Origin of the sequence: Rhizobium sp. 2YAF20 (assembly GCF_052114685.1) — a bacterium.
Taxonomy (GTDB): domain Bacteria; phylum Pseudomonadota; class Alphaproteobacteria; order Rhizobiales; family Rhizobiaceae; genus Rhizobium.
The window spans coordinates 26,415-42,382 of sequence record NZ_JBFRFF010000021.1 but is presented as its reverse complement, the minus strand read 5'-3'; the positions used below and the strand labels follow the sequence as shown (position 1 = coordinate 42,382).

Annotated in this window: 19 protein-coding genes and 4 pseudogenes; 12 read left to right on the top strand and 11 right to left on the bottom strand. The window is 59.0% G+C overall.

Annotated features, from left to right (window positions below; all coding sequences use genetic code 11):
* Window positions 1-33 precede the first annotated feature (33 nt).
* Both AB4Z52_RS21750 and AB4Z52_RS21745 read right to left on the bottom strand, forming a co-directional pair.
* Window positions 34-909 (bottom strand): SDR family oxidoreductase, encoded by an 876-nt coding sequence (locus tag AB4Z52_RS21750; RefSeq protein ID WP_442219981.1) that lies wholly within the window; start codon window positions 907-909, stop codon window positions 34-36.
* A 218-nt stretch (window positions 910-1,127) separates the two neighbouring features.
* Window positions 1,128-1,436, bottom strand: coding sequence for a hypothetical protein (locus AB4Z52_RS21745; protein WP_442220050.1), 309 nt, complete (start codon window positions 1,434-1,436; stop codon window positions 1,128-1,130).
* Between AB4Z52_RS21745 and AB4Z52_RS21740 the strand changes: the two genes are divergently transcribed.
* From AB4Z52_RS21740 to AB4Z52_RS21730, 3 genes and pseudogenes are all read left to right on the top strand, one after another.
* Window positions 1,384-1,941, top strand: a complete 558-nt coding sequence (locus AB4Z52_RS21740; RefSeq protein ID WP_442220045.1) for an alpha/beta hydrolase — start codon at window positions 1,384-1,386, stop codon at window positions 1,939-1,941. The two genes, AB4Z52_RS21745 and AB4Z52_RS21740, sit on opposite strands and share 53 nt — an antisense overlap.
* Window positions 1,942-2,044: 103 nt before the next feature.
* Window positions 2,045-2,305: a DUF2188 domain-containing protein gene (locus AB4Z52_RS21735; RefSeq protein ID WP_442219980.1), complete on the top strand. Its 261-nt coding sequence runs from the start codon at window positions 2,045-2,047 to the stop codon at window positions 2,303-2,305.
* Window positions 2,302-2,674: pseudogene (locus AB4Z52_RS21730) on the top strand (GFA family protein). Before AB4Z52_RS21735 ends, AB4Z52_RS21730 begins: the two are co-directional and overlap by 4 nt.
* A gap of 124 nt (window positions 2,675-2,798) precedes the next feature.
* Here AB4Z52_RS21730 and AB4Z52_RS21725 read toward each other — a convergent pair.
* Window positions 2,799-3,257, bottom strand: a complete 459-nt coding sequence (locus tag AB4Z52_RS21725) for a thiamine pyrophosphate-dependent enzyme (RefSeq protein ID WP_442219979.1) — start codon at window positions 3,255-3,257, stop codon at window positions 2,799-2,801.
* A gap of 88 nt (window positions 3,258-3,345) precedes the next feature.
* Here AB4Z52_RS21725 and AB4Z52_RS21720 point away from each other — a divergent pair, with 88 nt between their 5' ends.
* Genes AB4Z52_RS21720 through AB4Z52_RS21710 form a run of 3 tightly spaced genes read left to right on the top strand, consistent with a single transcriptional unit; the run spans window position 3,346 to window position 4,273 of the window.
* The gene (locus AB4Z52_RS21720; RefSeq protein WP_156537383.1) at window positions 3,346-3,660 is read left to right on the top strand and encodes a plasmid stabilization protein; all 315 of its coding nucleotides are present in this window, start codon (window positions 3,346-3,348) and stop codon (window positions 3,658-3,660) included.
* Window positions 3,661-3,712: 52 nt separating this feature from the next.
* Window positions 3,713-4,009, top strand: a complete 297-nt coding sequence (locus tag AB4Z52_RS21715; RefSeq protein WP_442219978.1) for a DUF3175 domain-containing protein — start codon at window positions 3,713-3,715, stop codon at window positions 4,007-4,009.
* A gap of 36 nt (window positions 4,010-4,045) precedes the next feature.
* Window positions 4,046-4,273, top strand: a complete 228-nt coding sequence (locus tag AB4Z52_RS21710; RefSeq protein WP_442219977.1) for a hypothetical protein — start codon at window positions 4,046-4,048, stop codon at window positions 4,271-4,273.
* Here AB4Z52_RS21710 and AB4Z52_RS21705 read toward each other — a convergent pair.
* The 4 genes and pseudogenes from AB4Z52_RS21705 to AB4Z52_RS21690 all read right to left on the bottom strand — a co-directional run.
* Window positions 4,270-4,593, bottom strand: a pseudogene (locus AB4Z52_RS21705) (uracil-DNA glycosylase family protein); the annotation flags it as partial. The gene AB4Z52_RS21710 and the pseudogene AB4Z52_RS21705 sit on opposite strands and share 4 nt — an antisense overlap.
* A complete protein-coding gene (locus tag AB4Z52_RS21700) occupies window positions 4,518-4,703 on the bottom strand; it encodes a hypothetical protein (RefSeq protein ID WP_442220044.1) in 186 nt (61 codons plus the stop codon). The pseudogene AB4Z52_RS21705 and the gene AB4Z52_RS21700, both read right to left, overlap by 76 nt.
* Window positions 4,649-4,768: a hypothetical protein gene (locus tag AB4Z52_RS21695; RefSeq protein ID WP_442219976.1), complete on the bottom strand. Its 120-nt coding sequence runs from the start codon at window positions 4,766-4,768 to the stop codon at window positions 4,649-4,651. The genes AB4Z52_RS21700 and AB4Z52_RS21695 overlap by 55 nt, the downstream gene beginning before the upstream one ends.
* A 188-nt stretch (window positions 4,769-4,956) precedes the next feature.
* Complete coding sequence (locus AB4Z52_RS21690) at window positions 4,957-5,574, bottom strand: flavodoxin family protein (protein WP_442219975.1); 618 nt, start codon at window positions 5,572-5,574, stop codon at window positions 4,957-4,959.
* A gap of 195 nt (window positions 5,575-5,769) precedes the next feature.
* Here AB4Z52_RS21690 and AB4Z52_RS21685 point away from each other — a divergent pair, with 195 nt between their 5' ends.
* The 6 genes and pseudogenes from AB4Z52_RS21685 to AB4Z52_RS21660 all read left to right on the top strand — a co-directional run.
* Window positions 5,770-7,098, top strand: coding sequence for a zinc-binding dehydrogenase (locus tag AB4Z52_RS21685; protein WP_442219974.1), 1,329 nt, complete (start codon window positions 5,770-5,772; stop codon window positions 7,096-7,098).
* A gap of 19 nt (window positions 7,099-7,117) precedes the next feature.
* Window positions 7,118-7,324, top strand: a complete 207-nt coding sequence (locus AB4Z52_RS21680) for a hypothetical protein (protein WP_442219973.1) — start codon at window positions 7,118-7,120, stop codon at window positions 7,322-7,324.
* Window positions 7,311-7,547: a hypothetical protein gene (locus AB4Z52_RS21675; protein ID WP_442219972.1), complete on the top strand. Its 237-nt coding sequence runs from the start codon at window positions 7,311-7,313 to the stop codon at window positions 7,545-7,547. Before AB4Z52_RS21680 ends, AB4Z52_RS21675 begins: the two co-directional genes overlap by 14 nt.
* Window positions 7,548-7,679: 132 nt before the next feature.
* Window positions 7,680-10,046, top strand: a pseudogene (locus tag AB4Z52_RS21670) (membrane-bound PQQ-dependent dehydrogenase, glucose/quinate/shikimate family); the annotation flags it as partial.
* Window positions 10,047-10,243: 197 nt separating this feature from the next.
* On the top strand, window positions 10,244-10,783 hold the full coding sequence (locus AB4Z52_RS21665; RefSeq protein WP_442219971.1) for an MgtC/SapB family protein: 540 nt from the start codon (window positions 10,244-10,246) through the stop codon (window positions 10,781-10,783).
* Window positions 10,784-10,990: 207 nt separating this feature from the next.
* Window positions 10,991-11,188: pseudogene (locus AB4Z52_RS21660) on the top strand (hypothetical protein); the annotation flags it as partial.
* Window positions 11,189-11,636: 448 nt separating this feature from the next.
* Here the strand turns inward: AB4Z52_RS21660 and AB4Z52_RS21655 are convergent.
* From AB4Z52_RS21655 to AB4Z52_RS21640, 4 genes are all read right to left on the bottom strand, one after another.
* Window positions 11,637-12,116, bottom strand: coding sequence for a pyridoxamine 5'-phosphate oxidase family protein (locus AB4Z52_RS21655; RefSeq protein ID WP_442219970.1), 480 nt, complete (start codon window positions 12,114-12,116; stop codon window positions 11,637-11,639).
* A 452-nt stretch (window positions 12,117-12,568) separates the two neighbouring features.
* A complete protein-coding gene (locus AB4Z52_RS21650; RefSeq protein ID WP_442219969.1) occupies window positions 12,569-12,721 on the bottom strand; it encodes a hypothetical protein in 153 nt (50 codons plus the stop codon).
* Between the two features lie 397 nt (window positions 12,722-13,118).
* The gene (locus tag AB4Z52_RS21645; protein WP_442219968.1) at window positions 13,119-13,556 is read right to left on the bottom strand and encodes a hypothetical protein; all 438 of its coding nucleotides are present in this window, start codon (window positions 13,554-13,556) and stop codon (window positions 13,119-13,121) included.
* Window positions 13,557-13,786: 230 nt separating this feature from the next.
* Complete coding sequence (locus AB4Z52_RS21640; RefSeq protein ID WP_442219967.1) at window positions 13,787-14,185, bottom strand: DUF1236 domain-containing protein; 399 nt, start codon at window positions 14,183-14,185, stop codon at window positions 13,787-13,789.
* Between the last annotated feature and the right edge of the window lie 1,783 nt (window positions 14,186-15,968).

The following is a 15,968-nucleotide window of genomic DNA, read 5'->3' as shown; positions in this document are numbered from 1 at the left end:
GCGCTCAATGCACGGAGGTCCAGATCTAGTCGTTCAGGGCTGGCCACTGCCGCCGGCCGCGCCGTAGACCTGACCCGTCGCGTAGCTCGCCGTTGGATCTGCAAGCTGGACATAGATCGATGCCAGTTCGGCCGGCTGTCCAGGACGGCCCAACGGGGTTTTGCCTCCGAACTGCTCAAGCTTTTCCATGGTCGCGCCGCCTGCCACCTGGAGAGGCGTCCAAATCGGGCCTGGAGCGACGCCATTGACCCGGATGCCTTTCGGCCCGAGCTGCTTGGCCATCGACTTCGTGAAGCTCATGCCGGCAGCTTTGGTCATGGCGTAGTCGACCAGATTTTCGGAAGGATCGTAGGCCTGCTCCGACGTCGTGATGATGATGGCCGAACCAGGTTGAAGGTGCTTCAGCGCCGCCTTCGTCAGCCAGAACATGGCGTAGATGTTCGTCTTGATCGTCGCGTCGAAAGCCTCCGACGTGATGTCCGACAGCTTGCCCGCCTGCTGCTGGCGCCCGGCATTGTTCACGAAGATATCGAGACCGCCAAGAGCTTCGACAGCGTCCTCGACGAGCTTCTCGCAGAATGCCGCATCGCGGAGATCGCCGGGAAGAGCGACAGCCTTGCGACCTTCCTTCTCGATGAGCGCGATAACCTCTTTCGCATCCGGCTCTTCATCCGGAAGATAGTTGATCGCGACATCCGCTCCTTCGCGGGCATAGGCGATCGCCGCGGCACGGCCCATGCCGGAATCGCCGCCGGTGATCAGTGCTTTCCGACCGGCAAGGCGCCCAGATCCCCTGTAGGAGGTCTCACCGTGGTCCGGCTTGGGGTTCATCCTGGCGGCGAGCCCAGGGAACGGCTGCTTCTGTTTCTCGAAGGGAGGCTTGGGGTATTTGGTGGTTGGGTCCTGCATGACAATGGTTTCCTTTGAGTTGGTCTGCGAGAATGCCGGGAACGCAGATGCCGCGAGTGCGGCGCTCGTGACCGCGAGCAAGGTTCATCGTTGAAACGAGACAAACCTTGGTGACCGCAACTTGTTCCGCCTCGGCCGTTCGAGCGGAACCAAGTGATCGCCGCGGTGTTGAAATTCACGTCAAGGAGCGATCATGTCCAAGCCGACGACGTCCGCATTCATTCACCAAGCATCGAAGCGCTCACGGCGAGCCCGTGCTGCTTCTCCACGGATGGCCCAACAACGCCTCTACCTCGGACGAGGTCATCGCGCGCTTTCCGGGTCACCGCTATCGCCTGATCGTGCCAACAATCAGGGGCTTCGGCGAAAGCGTGTTCAAACGCGACGATGCGCCGCGAACGGCGAACAGCGGCATCCTCGCAATATTGGGGCTCGAACATCGCCGAAGCGCTGGCGATCGGCTGGCCGGATCGGGTGGCGAATATCGCCTTGCTTTCGAGCATGCCGCGACTGGGAGGACTAGCCATGCCGCCGTTCTCGCAGGCTCAACGCTACTGGTACCACTGGTTCATGGCGACCGAGCGCGGCGCGAAGGCTATTGCCGACGATCGCAAATCGTTCACGCATCTCCAATGGGAGAACTGGGGCCCGGACGACTGGTTCGACGAGCGTACGTTCGAACAGGTCTCGAAGTCCTTCGACAATCCGGACTGGGTTGCCGTGACGCTGCACAGCTACCGCGTGCGTTGTGGCGAGGCCGAGCCGGATGCCCGAAGCCTATGGCTCGAAGACCCAATCAAGGAGAAGAAGACGCTATCTTTACCCGCCATCTACATCCAGGGGGACGAAGATGGGGTCAACCCACCGAAAGTGTCCGAGAATGTCCACGAGAAGTTCACAGGCCCGTTCCAGCGCATCCTCCTGCAGAACGTCGGTCATTTTCCGCAAAGGGAAGATCCGGAATCGACAGCGAAAGAACTTACTCTGTTCCTGGATGCACGCGTTGAGCGGCTCTCGGCTGGCCGGGTTTGAAATCGGGAAATCGGGCTTGTCTCCTGAGTGCCACCTCTGAATTGGCGTTGGAAGATGGCCACCGCGCCCTATTTGAAATGCGAATTCGAAGAAGGAAAATTGAATGACGACGATCACATATCATGTCGGTGAGCACGACGGTGGCTACGGGTATCGCCTCGGAGATGTCTGGTCGGAAACGTTCCCCGACCACGACACAGCTGTTGCCGCCGCCAAATCCGCTGCACAACGACAGCATGTCGAGGGCCGCGACGCCGAGATCTCATATCAGCTTTCCGATGGTCGCTGGCAGACGGAACATGCCGATGGTGGTGACCGCCCGGACACGGAGGTCATTGATGACGGCACGGGACCGGCGACATGAGCACGCTGGCGGGATCCTGCCGTTGCGGAAGTGCGGATCACGGTTCGGGGCCAACCGACCCGGATCGGCATCTGCCATTGCACAGATTGTAGACAGGAAAGCGGGTCTGCCTTCACCTACTTCGCTGTGTGGCCAGCCGGCCCGTTCGAGAGCAAGGGCGATACGACGGAATTCGCTGGCCGTCGGTTCTGCCCCGAATGTGGGTCGCGGATGTTCTCCGCCGACGAGAGAGAGGCGGAGATCAAGCTAGGCACGCTGACAGACGCGCCGACGCCCCTTGCTCCCACATACGAGCTTTGGATTACGCGACGAGAAGCTTGGCTTCATCCGATCGAAGGCGCAGAGCAATTCGAAGAAAATCGAGTGTAGGATACGGCAAGCCGAATTCCACGGACGCTCGCCCAGCAAGTGCTGACGAAACTTCAACTTCACGGCCAACCGGAGCTCATTGAAGCTCCGCAATATGCCCAAAGGGTTAAGCCCTGTATGTGTTTCACTCGTTCTTTCCCGGCAGGACTGAACTCAGCACCTGCCGCACCGTGCCGCGAATGATACCTTCCTCATTGGGATCGCCCTTCACCAGCGTCGTCGTGAGTTTTTTGACCTGCTCCAACGTCAGATGCGGCGGCAGCGGCGGGACTTCGGGGTCCGTCTTCACTTCAAATAAGACCGGCCGATCGGAGGCAAGCGCTTCGTCCCAGGCCGGACCCAAATTTTCCGGGCGATCGACAAACAGGCCCTTGAGGCCAATGAGCTCTGCAAATCGATGATATGGCACGTTGGGAATGCCTTGCGAGGCCTCGAATTTTGGATCGCCCTCCATCACCCGCTGCTCCCAATGCCTTTCGATGTCATGGTCGGGGTTATGCCAAAAAACCCCGCCGGTCCGCATTGGTTCCGCGTGCCAGAAAGGCCGGGCCAAAACGCCGCAACGCCACGATACGCCTGACATGAGTTCACCCGCTCGATGTCAAATCGCCGCGGAACTTTGCTGCGAAACCGCAGTTTTCCTCGATCCACATCAGCTGAGGAGATGTTCCATGCCCCAAGGTGACAAGTCAGCCTATACCGACAAGCAAAAGCGCAAGGCCGAGCACATTGAGGAAGGCTACGAAGACCGTGGCGTTTCCGAGAAGGAAGCCGAGCGCCGTGCCTGGGCCACCGTTAACAAGGAAAGCGGTGGTGGCAAGAAGTCTGGCTCCGGCCGCGGCCATGCCGAAAACCATGCCTCCTCCGAAAAGGGCGGGCGCAAGGGAGGTGCTGCGGCCGCATCGCGGACCAAGGAAGAGCGTTCCGCTTCGGCCAAAAAGGCCGCTGCCACTCGCAAGCGCAATGAGCACCACGCTCATCATTGACCCCTGATACGGCGCCGGCACCCATGGCGCCGCTTCCCATGCGGAGGATCCGATGCCGAAAAAGAAATCCAAGCAAAAGTGGTCGCAAGACGTGACCGACAATAGCGACGCGATGGACCTCGAAGGCGGCGTCTTTAAGCAGCGCAGTGCCAAGAAGATCGCGGATTCGCTGAAGCATTCCGCCGAGGAAAGCCCCAGGCGAAAGGCAAGCCCGTTCCAGTCTGCGATGTCGATGCTGACGTTCTACATCAATCGCGCCGGTAAGCAGCTGTCCAAATCACGCCTGGCGACATTGGACCGGGCCAAGGACGAATTGCGCAAGGACTTCGGCAAGCAACCGAAGCGCTGACGCGCCGTTTACCGGATGCGGGAGGGAGCAGCAATCGTGTCACAGGTAAAACCGCCGAATGACAATCCGCGCGACGATGACCTTGAGTGCCAACAGGCGCTTGAGGCATCCTTTCTGGCCATTGTTGATGAAGCCGTCACGGCCTGCTGGCCTCGTCGTCTCGTGCTGCAATCTCTCGGCGATCTCGCCGATAACCTCTGGACCGATGAAGAACAGCTCGGGCCGCAGCCAGAACTTACGGCCGTCAGCACCTTCGATCCTTAAGGGTTTCGCCTTGCCGCCACCACGTGAGGATCCAGATAGCGGTGTACAGCCCGGAGATCACTGACGAAGTTCCGCCGCTCGCTTTCGCGATCATCGTGATCGCGGATGCGCAGCAGATAGGAAGGATGGATCGTCACGAGAATATGCGTGCCGTCTACCACTTGCAGGACGTGGCCCCGCTCCTTTGTCAATCCGACTGATCGACCCATCAAAGCGTAAAGGGCCGTCGCGCCGAGCGCCACGATTAGATCAGGCCGGAGGAGATCCAGTTCGCCGCCCAGCACCACGCGCAACGTTGTATCTCGCCGGCCTTCGGCTTCGCGTGAAGACGCCGCTTGCCGCGCTGTTCGAACTTGAAGTGCTTGACCGCATTGGTCACGTAACAGAGCGAACGATCGACGCAGGCTTCCTCAAGGCATTCGTCGAGCAGCCTGCCGCCGGGCCGACGAAGGGCTTGCCGGCGATGTCTTCATGATCTCCCGGCTGCTCGCCCACAAAGACCACCCTCGCTTCGATGGCCCCTCGCCGAACACGGTTTGGGTCGCATGCTTGTAGAGATCGCAGCGTTCACAGGCCTCTGCTTGTCGCCGCAATGCGGTCAAACTCCGAGCATGTTGGTGCTGTTCTATGAAAGCGGGTGGGACCTGCGCCTTACGGGTTTCTGTGGCCGTCACCATTGCTCGCTACCCCTTTTCCCCTGGATATTGCGACTTCTTCAGGAGCTTGGCGAGATGCGTCGTGTTGCGCGCCAGCATGGATATCATTGTCGACACCGCATCCGGGGTCTTTTTCAGGTCAATGAAGTTCGTCGATCCCATGGCCTCGCCGACCCAGTAAGCCACGGCATTGGCCGGAATCGTGAAGCCGACATCGTTGAGGGCCTGGAAGACCTCTGCCGACACGTGGTGAGCGCCGTCCTCGTTGCCGACCACCGCAACCGCAGCGACCTTGCCGTATGACACCATGCGGCCCTGATCGTCGGTCTCCTCGAGAAATGCATCCATGCGCTCCAGCGCCCGCTTGCTAACACTTCCCGGTTGCCCGAGCCAGATCGGCGTGCCGACGAGCAGGATATCTGCCTTGAGGACCTTTTTGCGGATATCCGGCCAGGCGTCACCTTCGCCTTCGTCCGACGTCACGCCTGGCTTGATATTGTGATCGGTCAGCCGGATCGTCTCGGTTTCGACGCCGTGCTTCTTGAACTCTTCGGCAATGAGCTCAAGCAATTTTCCGGTGGAGGATGCCTCAGAAGAATCCGAAGGCTTCAATGTGCCGTTCAAGGCTAGTGCTTTCAAAGACATGGTTACTCCTGTCGTATGGGAGGGCGACCATTCCATCGGCATAATTTTCGGTGGTTATGGTGCCTCCGGTTCGCAGAGGCGAAACCGATCATCCGCCGAGTTGTTCCTTCCCTTCCACCCGCCGGGGAACAATCGCGTCGCGGTGCTGTTTCCGAATGAAGAACCAAGAATCCCGACCATCAAAGGAATATCGATATGCAAGCAGTGCGCATTCATCGCTTCGGCGGGCCGGAGGTCATGGCGATCGAGGAGATCGATCGTCCGATCCCGGCTGCCAATGAGGTTGTCATCAAAGTCTTTGCCGCAAGCGTCAATCCGGTCGATGCGAAGATGCGTGAAGGCAAATACCCGGTCGTCACCGAAAAGGATCTTCCCTATGTGCTCGGCCGAGATGTCAGCGGCGAGATCGCTGCCGCCGGTTCCGACGTTGCCAACTTCCTGATCGGCGACGAGGTCTTTGCATTCCTGTCGCCGGAACATGGTGGCTACGAGGAGTACGTCCTGGCGCGGGCTGATGAGGTGGCTGCCAAGCCGCGATCGCTCGACGCGGTTGGTGCCGCCGCCGTACCCCTGGCCGGCATTACTGCGTGGCAGGGCCTGTTCGATCATGGTGGGCTTCGATCCGGCCAACGCGTCCTCATTCATGGCGGCGCCGGCGGCGTCGGTCACTTCGCCATTCAGTTCGCCAAGGCGAAGGGGGCCTGGGTTGCAACGACCGTGTCCTCGTCAGACAGAGACTTCGTGACCGATCTCGGCGCCGACCAGGTGATCGATTACAAAGCTGAGAAATTTGAAGAGATCGTCGAGCCCGTAGACTTGGTATTCGACCTGATCGGGGGCGAGACACAGGAACGTAGCTTCAGCGTCGTCAAGCCGGGAGGAGCGCCGATCTCGACACTCCAGGAGCCGGACAAGGCACGCGCCAAAAAACTGAAGATTCGGGCGGGACGATACACCGCTCAGCCGAACGGCGCCCAGCTGCAGGAGATCGCGGCTTTGCTCGATCAGGGCAAGGTGAAGGTCGTCGTTGCCAGCACCTTCGGTCTCCGTCAAGCCGCAGAAGCGCGGTCCGCCCTTGGGGAAAACCACATCCGCGGCAAAGTCGTCCTGAAGGTCATCGAGCAGCAAGCAAGAACCGTGATTGACGACGATGCACGGAGATTGCGGGCATACCAAATCTGGGAAGACGAGGGACGTCCGGAGGGTCAAGACCTCGCGCATTGGTATAGAGCCGGTGATGCCGACGCACCAGAGGAACGTCCTGACTATCGGCGGTACTCTTCCGGCGTCGCGCCCGCTGGATCGCTGGTGATCAAATTCTATCATTCCGGCGATCAGGTTCGCGGATATGTGCGCAAGGTCGCGAACACAGATACGGAGGATACGATCTTTCCCGGCGAAGAAATGGAGCCGGAAGCGGCCTTCAAACTGGCAGATTCTCATAAGGCCGATAGCAGCCAACCTGTCTTCGTCGAGCTTGTCGAAGGCGTTGAATGGAATCCCACCTGGGGTCGGCTGGGATGATCGAGGAAGGAAATCGACAATGACGAAACACGAAACGTCGCCGGAAGGCACCCCTCCCGAGACAGATGATGCTCGCTCGATAGACGGCCCCGCCGCCGATCGCCATCGTAACGATCTGGCCAAGGCGGCGGAGAAAGGATTGCACCGGGCCATGAAAGAAACGGACCGGACATCAGACAGTCACACACCGACAACTAAGGAGCGCCACCAACATGGAAAAAAGTAAAAAGCAGTCGAAGGCACAAATCGAGCGCGATGCCAGAGGACAGTCCGAAAGCAATCATGCCGGAGGATCCAACAACGGCGTGAGCAGCGCCAAGCCGCGGGTCATCACGCATTCGGACGACGCGACAGTCAATAAAAAGACGCCGGGCGAGGATGAAGACGCCAAGGACTGGGACATCAATTACGTCGAGCGTGATATGAACGAAGGCGAGTTTCGGGGCTGAGGTCCGGCGGTGGCCGACAATTTGTCGCACGGACAGGGATGGGCCGGGGCCCCGTGGCCTCTATGTACGATCGATTTGATGGGCCATCTCCATGAACACTAGACCCCCCTTCTCGTTCTTCTCACCGGCGTCGTAATCGTCCTTCTTGGTCTGGTCCTTGCCGGGCTTGGCACATGGTTGGTGCTTCTCGGCGGTAGCCCCTATTATCTCCTGGCTGGCCTGGGACTTCTGCTATGTGGCGTCCTGCTAGGCCTGCGAAGATATGTGGGCGCCAGGGTCTATTCGACCCTCCTCGTCGCAACTGCCGTCTGGGCTGTCTGGGAAGTCGGTCTGGACGGATGGTCACTGATCCCGCGTCTCATTGCGCCTGCTGTGCTCGGCATCTGGATCTGGTCGCCTTGGATCGCCAGCCGCCTCGGACCGGCCGGTCGCGGCCGGCCTTGGCAGTGGGCAAATATCGGATTTTCGTTGGCCGTGATCGTGTTTGTCGCCGCCACTGGTTACCGCATCAGTGACAGTCGTTATCTGGTCTTCAGCAATCCGTCAGGATGGGAGAGCAGGGATACAGAGAGCGATCCGTCTGTTGCTGACGATGCGTGGAATTTCTACGGTCGCACGCCAGCTGGCGACCGTTACTCGCCTCTTGATCAGATCACACCGTCCAATGTGTCGCAACTAAAGCAGGCTTGGTCCTTCTCCACCGGTGATCTCCCGCGCCCCGGCGAAAACAAGGGCGGCCATGAATTCATCTTTGAAGCCACCCCGATCAAGGTCGGTGATGCCATCTACTTCTGCACGCCGCATAGGGAGGTCGTCGCCCTCGACGCCACCACGGGAAAGTTGAAATGGCGATATGATCCCGCCGGCGACATGTCTCACAATGTCTATCAGGCCTGCCGGGGCGTCTCCTATTTCGAGGCGCCCGCAGGAGCGCCCTGCCCGCATCGGATCATCTCGACGGCATCAGACCTGCCGCGACTGTTCGAAGTGGATGCCGATACCGGCAAGCTTTGCGAGAGTTTTGGCAACCACGGCACGGTCGACCTTCGCGAGCACATGGGTATCGTACCGCCGGGCTTCCATTTCATTTCGTCGCCTCCGATGGTCATCAATGGCAGGGCGATCCTCGGAGGATGGGTCTACGACAACCAGGCGGTCGGTGAACCCTCGGGGGTGATCCGCGCCTTCGATGCGACGACCGGCGCGTTGTCGTGGTCGTGGGATATGGGCAGGACGCCCGCCAACGCGCCCCTCGGTAAAGACGACATTTATACCCGAGGAACGCCCAATGGGTGGGGCGTCTATTCCGCCGACCCGAAGCTCAATCTCGTCTTCGTTCCCCTTGGCAACGCCACCCCGGATTATTACGGTGCGGAGCGGCGTCCCTTCGATGATGCCTATTCAAGCTCGCTGGTAGCGCTTGATATCACGACCGGACAGGAGCGTTGGCATTTCCAGACGGTCCATCACGATCTATGGGATTTCGATGTTCCCGTCGGCCCTTCCCTTGTCGATTTGCCTGGCACCAATGGCGAAGCCACCGTTCCGGCGCTGGTTCAGACGACCAAGCAGGGAGAAATCTATCTGCTCGACCGACGCAACGGCAAGCCGATCTCTCCCGTCGAAGAACGGCCTGTTCCCCAAGGTGATATTCCGAATGAACGCTATTCGAAGACACAGCCCTTTTCGGTGGGAATGCCGGCGCTTCGCGCTCCCAAGTTCCGGGAAGCGGATACATGGGGCGCCACTCCGATCGATCAACTCGTTTGCCGGATCCAGTATCAGCAAATGCGCGACGACGGGCTTTACACCCCGCCGGGCCTGAAACCGACCTTGGGCTGGCCGGCCTTTGATGGCACATCGGACTGGTATGGCTCGACGATCGATCCGGTCCGCAAGCTGCTGTACATCAATACAACCTTCATGCCTTTCAGGCTGCAGATGACCCCATACGAAAAGGGCTTGCAGCAGGGGCTGTATAAACCCTGGGGCGGCTGGGGGCAGCCGTATCCCCAATCCGACTTCAGCAACAACCCTGAGCACGGCACTCCGTTTGCTATCACGGTCGATGCGTGGCTGAACTTCCTGAATATTCCTTGCAGCCGCCCACCTTGGGGGCAGATGCAGGCAATCGATCTCCTCACCCACAAGGTCGTGTGGCAACGCCCGCTTGGGACAACAAAGAACATGGGGCCGCTAGGCATTCGCATGCCTGTCGGCTTGCCCACGGGTGTGTTCAGCATGGGAGGCAGCGTCGCTACCCGCAGCGGCATCGTGTTTATCGGCGGCACGACGGACCAAAGCATCCGCGCCCTTGACGGTCGCACCGGTCAAATATTGTGGGAAGGAGAGCTTCCTGCCGGCGGCAACGCCACGCCTTTGACCTATCTTGGCAAGGACGGCAGGCAATACGTTGTGATTGCTGCTGGTGGCCACGGTGGCCTTCAATCTCGCAACGGCGACGAGATCGTCGCCTTCGCGGTACCGAAAGGATCGTAAAAGGGCGCATGACCTCCGGCTAGCGGTCGGCGCGTGTCGGTCGTTTAGCCATCGGTTTCGCTTGTCCCGACGCCTTTAGTCTCGGAAATGTTCGCTTAGGGTTGCTCGGAAAGGTTGAGGCCATCCAGCTAGCCTGCGCAAAATTATAGTGGGTGAATATCGCCAATGGATCTCGATATCATGCCTGTCGTTCCGACTTGGGCCGAATTGCCTGGCGACTGGCGCTGACAGTCGCCGCCGGCTGCCTCATTGGCCTCAACCGAGAAGCCGGCGGCCACCCAGCAGGCTTTCGAACGACGTTGCTGGTCGGCCTCGCTGCTTGCCTCGCGATGATCCAGGCCAATTTGCTTCTCGGCGCCACCGGTAGAACCGATCAACCCTTCGCGGTTATGGATACGCTCCGGTTTCCACTTGGCATACTGACCGGCGTCGGTTTCATCGGCGGAGGAGCGATCCTCAAGGGGGGTGACATGGTCACCGGGGCGGCGACGCTGTGGATCATGACGGCGATTGGCCTATGCATCGGTGGCGGCCAGTGGATCGTCGGCAGCACCGGCGCCATCATAGCTTTCGTCGTTCTTTCGCCATTCAAAATGTTCGACGAAGCTATTCCTCGGATGCAGAAGGCTAGAATTGTTATCGAACCTCGCGATTCCAGCGATATTGTCGGTCTCTCGGAATTTCTCCCGGCAGGCAGTTCCTGCCGATTTGAGGGTCTCAATCGCGCCAGCCGGTGAGAGGCCGGGGGCGGAGGAGGGGGTCGCAAGATGCTCCATCGGATCATCGACGAACTCTCCCGCGCAGGCAAAGGACTATGCTTTCATCGGAACCCGATCACGACTTCGTAGTTCGTACCTCAAGCAGACGGGAGTTCAGGCCGACGGAGCGCTTGTTTCTATTCTCCTAGGAGCTCCCCGCAGCAGAAGAAGAAGTGGAGAATTGGAATGAGCGATTCTAACACGACGACCAACCACAACGAAATTCGCAAGTGGGTGGAGGCCCGAAATGGGAGTCCAGCCGTCATCCGCACGCGGGGCGAAGGCGGTTTGCTCCGGATCGATTTCGGCGAAAAGGAAGAAGAATTTGACGAGATAGATTGGGACGCGTTCTTCCGGATTTTCGACGAAAACAACTTGGCCTTTTCTAATTCGGTCAATCCGGTATTCACTGATGTTGTGACGCCTAGGGGTGCTAGCCCCCACCCCAGAGCCAGAGCACTAGCGCCGGAGACCTTCGCCGCCGTCGACCCTAACGGGCGAGCCGTTAACGCGGGGGGATTTTTCTGAAGCCAAAAAGACGATGACGTTTGCGACGTCTCTGCTTCAGTCCGGTCTGCCGGCGGTGATAGGGACTTGACCGTTGGGACGAGACTACGGGTATCGCTGTCTCGTCGCGTTTCCACAGCCCTCGTGTTTGCATCGATATTGGTTTTGACTCACCAGGGCAGACAGCGTTGATCCGAATGTGATTGCGCGCCGGTTGAAGGACCAGCTGCTACATCTCTACGTCATTGTCATTCCTCAAGGCTTGGTCATTTGCGGGTTTGTTCAAGCGCTGCTGGTGATAAGCAGCTGAACCATTCCCGGTCTCTTAGAACTCCACTTCGGCGTTATCCCCCATGCCGGGCTTTGTGTCCGATATCGCGGCGGCCGCCATGTTGATGTAGCTAATTACTGTGCCCGGACTATCCCAATACTCGGCCGATATTGGCGTGACCTTCAGCACACGGATCGACTGGTTGTTCTGGTCTTGCCACCATGCCTTGCCGGGCGTCGCCCAAAGCTCCTTGACGAGTTCGCGATCATCAATGACGACGGCCACGCCCGACACCGAAACATATTTTTGGCCCCTAATATCAGCAAATGCCAGGCAGACGTTTGGCCAACGAGCGATCTCACCATTCTTGTCGCTGGCGACATCGCTGAGAAAATAGATCGAGTTCTCGAGCGGCTCGGCGTAGGCGGACATCGGTCGCGCCTTAATATGTTCTCCCGAGCGCGTCGAAAGCATACAAAAGCCGATCTTATCGATGAGGCTCCATATGCGGGCGATGTCGTCGGTCTCAACCATCGGTCCTCTCCCGTTCCAACAATGCGAACAACAGATGGAAGCACGGGTTGTTCCGCGCATGCTATTATTGATGCGGGTTCGGATCGATCGCAAGACATCGAACGGTTGCTGCTCGTGTCACAGTCGGTGCCTAGCGACTACCGAATCGTCAGTTTGCAAGACTTTGCAACCATCTGTGCCCACCTCGGGGCCGCAGAATGGCCGGGCCGGCATAGAGGAGACGTAGGATGGGTTCCAGACTGGTCGGCTCGTCTGCCGTTCCGCACAGCTCACTCGTGGGGTCGTTCGGTCGCCACCCAACCAAACGCAGAAAACACTCCACGGGCGAAATGCGGTGCTAAGGGGCCTACACTTACCTTGCAGCACATTCTCTGGAGGGGATACGCCCGGCCAGCGTCGTCCGTTCTGACACCGGTGATGTCATTCACCTTTCTGCTCGTAGCCATCGCTTCTTAATGGCCGTTCGTCTCGCCGTTGGCGTCGCACGCCTCGTCGGGATCGTCCTTTGCAGAAAGAAAGCCGCGAGGCGTGTTTTCGCGGCCTTCCCAGCGTGGCGGCGGGTCAGTGGTGCCGGGAGCACCGTCCTTAGGTTTGTTCATACCCATGAAAATGTCTCCTTACCCATCGTCCTGAACGGCCGTGGGCGGTGCCAGTTCCCATTGGCACCCGCACATCGTGCGTAAGCCAAATTGGTCTCCTTGTTCTGTCAGTGGTAAACAAAATAGCCACTGAGCGGCCCACATTTAATCGGGCCGGCTTTTCGCCGCCGGCCGGCGGCAAACTCAAGGCGGGCAGTCGCACAGATTTCCAATTCCCTGGGCGGCCAGGGCACTCGGCGTCCGAACTCAACACCGCGAACCTGGGTTCGCTAGGGGCTATAGCAGCTTGACCGTCCCCCGCGCTGATTTTGTTAAGCGCCATACCGGCAACCGCTGCCCGGGTCCTCTCTGCTTCCAGCTCGCAAGTGACTCGACAGCGGTTCGACAACAGAACGGTGGAATCTTATCCCACAAAAATATCACGCAATCTGGCCAGTAGGCCGCGATGTGCTCCAGTGGATATCGCGCGGACATGATGGGCCGCATTCGACGCGCTGAACGTTGCCCCGAAATGGCAGTGGCAAACAAGCCTGTGCAGCTGATTGTCCGTCAGTTCGAAGAACCGCTTCGCTTCGCCGTAGCTATCGTTTTCCAATCCTGCTGTCCGCAGAAGCGGATCGTCAAACGCCACCGAGATCGGCGAACCGTCGCTGCGCATGACTGCACGCTCCGTGACCGATCGGTATTCGGTCCCGTGCAATGTTGAAAGCAGTCGGTGAGGGTTTCGTTCGAGCAACTCCGCCCAGCGGTCGAGACGTTCGCGACGCGACATTGCCGGGTGCGGGTAGTCGTGATTGACCTTGGCGACAATCTGCAATTGCTCAAGAGCATGGTGTTTCATCGAGGCCTCCTATTCAGATGATAGCTGGTCCATCCATGTGGGACTTACCCCCAAGTCGAGCGTGGCTCCGATCCATCATGAAGTCGGATCACGATGCCCCTGGATCAAGGCGAAAACATATCGCGAAGGCGGTGTAAGCTCGACCACGAACTCATCCGCAACGTCCGCTAGCTGCATATAGGGGCGATACGGATGGTCGGGGGCAGCGGCCCCCGCCCATCCATCATAGATCATTCGATGACGCGAACAACCTTGCGCGACGAGGGCTGGACGATCACACGCTGATGGTTAACTACGGCATAAGCGTAGCGAGGATCTTCGGGAATGGGTCGCACGACGACCGAGGACGGCAGGGGTTCGCCAACAACAACCTTTTCCTTTACGACGGCTTCATCACTGGGAAGCGGCTGCTGCTGCACGTAGGTGACGACCTTTTGCGGCGGAGGATCGATCGCCGTTCCAACAATTGCACCCGTGACGCCGCCGACCGCAGCACCAACCGGGCCGCCGATAACGGCACCGGTCGCAGCACCGCCAACGGCACCGGTGACCGTGGACGATTGGGCATAGGCTCCGCCCGTCAACAGGCCCAGCGAGGTCGCGGCAACGACGATAAGTTTCAACTTCATGACGCTCTCCATCAAGTATTGCACTTCACCGACCGTCTCCGCGAGAAGCGAAACGGTGGAACTGTGGTTAAAACGTCGATTCCCTCCAGCCGTTCCAGCTTGGGACTTCAGTCCAACGGCGCGTCGGACTTTGGTCTGATTCCGGGGGCAATATCGGTGCTAGGGCGCTGATGGCCGCGTAATGGCGTGCAGTTCTACGCCTCGACCCGCTACTTCATTGAAGAAAATGGTGGAGGCAATGCCGAACTTCCGAGACAAACGACGGATTGTCGAACTCTCGCCGGAAGTCGAGCAAAATATTTCCATCTATCTCATTACCATAACCATGATGAACGCTGTCGTTGGCGTAGCCAGTGGCGTGGCGATGTGGGCAACGGGACTGGGCGACCCGGTGCTATGGGGCGTCGTGGATTCCTCCTTAACTTTGTACCAATCTTAGGGCAACTTATTGGCGTTGGTGTTTTTCTTCTCGCGGGCCTTCTTCTCATCGACACATTGTAGCTCGCATTGCTCCCCTCAGTCGTTTATTTCGCGATCCATGTTGTCGAGGGCGAGATCATCACGCCGACACTTCTGGCGCGGCGCTTCACGCTCAATCCGGTTCTTGATTGTCCCTGTGCCTGGACGACAAGCACTTGACTGGCATCAGAGCGAACACGCGCTTGAGATTCCAGGCCACTCCTTCACCGGCTACGGCGTATGGCGCTCTGATCAAGCCCAATCCTGCTGCGCGATGGCGAGCGGATCGGCAGTGGGTGTCATCGAGGTTGGCGCCGTGTCCCTTGCCTCGATTTCGGGTTCACGCCCAAGTTGGGCATCGTATTTACAGTAGCCCTCTGCATAGCCCCCGTGTGCGGTGGAGTGCGTATATCGTGCGCAACCGCCTGGCACCGGGAGGGACGGTGGTCGTGCTTCTGGCTATCGCCGCTACGGGAGCTACTGGTTTTCCACGCCACTCGATCGAACTTTCGGCGATAGGGTGCGTCATCGTCGGACTGATGATCGCGTCTTGGGTACCACCACCCGGTTGTTCTTAGCGGGTTTGCGCCTCCCTCCAAGAGGGGCGGAGGTGTTCGCCTTGCTCCGAACCGTCAACTCGGTGGGCGTCATCTTTTCGAGTGCTATGCTAACCCGGATATCACTTGAATATTGTTTAGGGTATTTTGTTTTGAAATTGATACCGATCTGAACAAATTGCCTACCACTGATGCCGAAAAGGATGCAGCCATGAGCAGGCGGTTCGGCCCCAACAAGCGTTACATCCGCCGGAATCAAGGCAGATCAATAAGACACGCGTTCTTCACTCGCTATAGCCAACGCCCGTGACGTGAAATCGAATCGAGGTCGCAAACGCGCCACAAGCGCTGCTGTGGCTTCGACACCCACGAACCTGCCGTGGCCGACCAGCCGCCGCACAATGGCAGCATTCTTTTGCTCGACCAAAGCCTGATCGCTCTTTCGATCGGCGCCAGACCGCTCTCCCGCGTCCGCACCGGAACGCACTCTGTCCAGCCAATTGCGATATCAGTTAGCACCATTGTTTGCACAAGCTGCCCGATGCAAAGGTACCGGAATAGATCATAGAGTCGATCCTCGACATAACCTGGCGGTGGATCGTTCCAGTCCCCATAGTGCGCACAGGAACCGATCGCCGAACCGCCGAACTCATTCCCGGCCCAGCAGCGTTGTCCGCCGCAGGCCACTGCACGCACTTCCGGTAGTGGGCAATCCATGGTCGCTGCGCTGATTGTCAGCAGCTTGTCGCAAAGCGTAGGAAGGATCG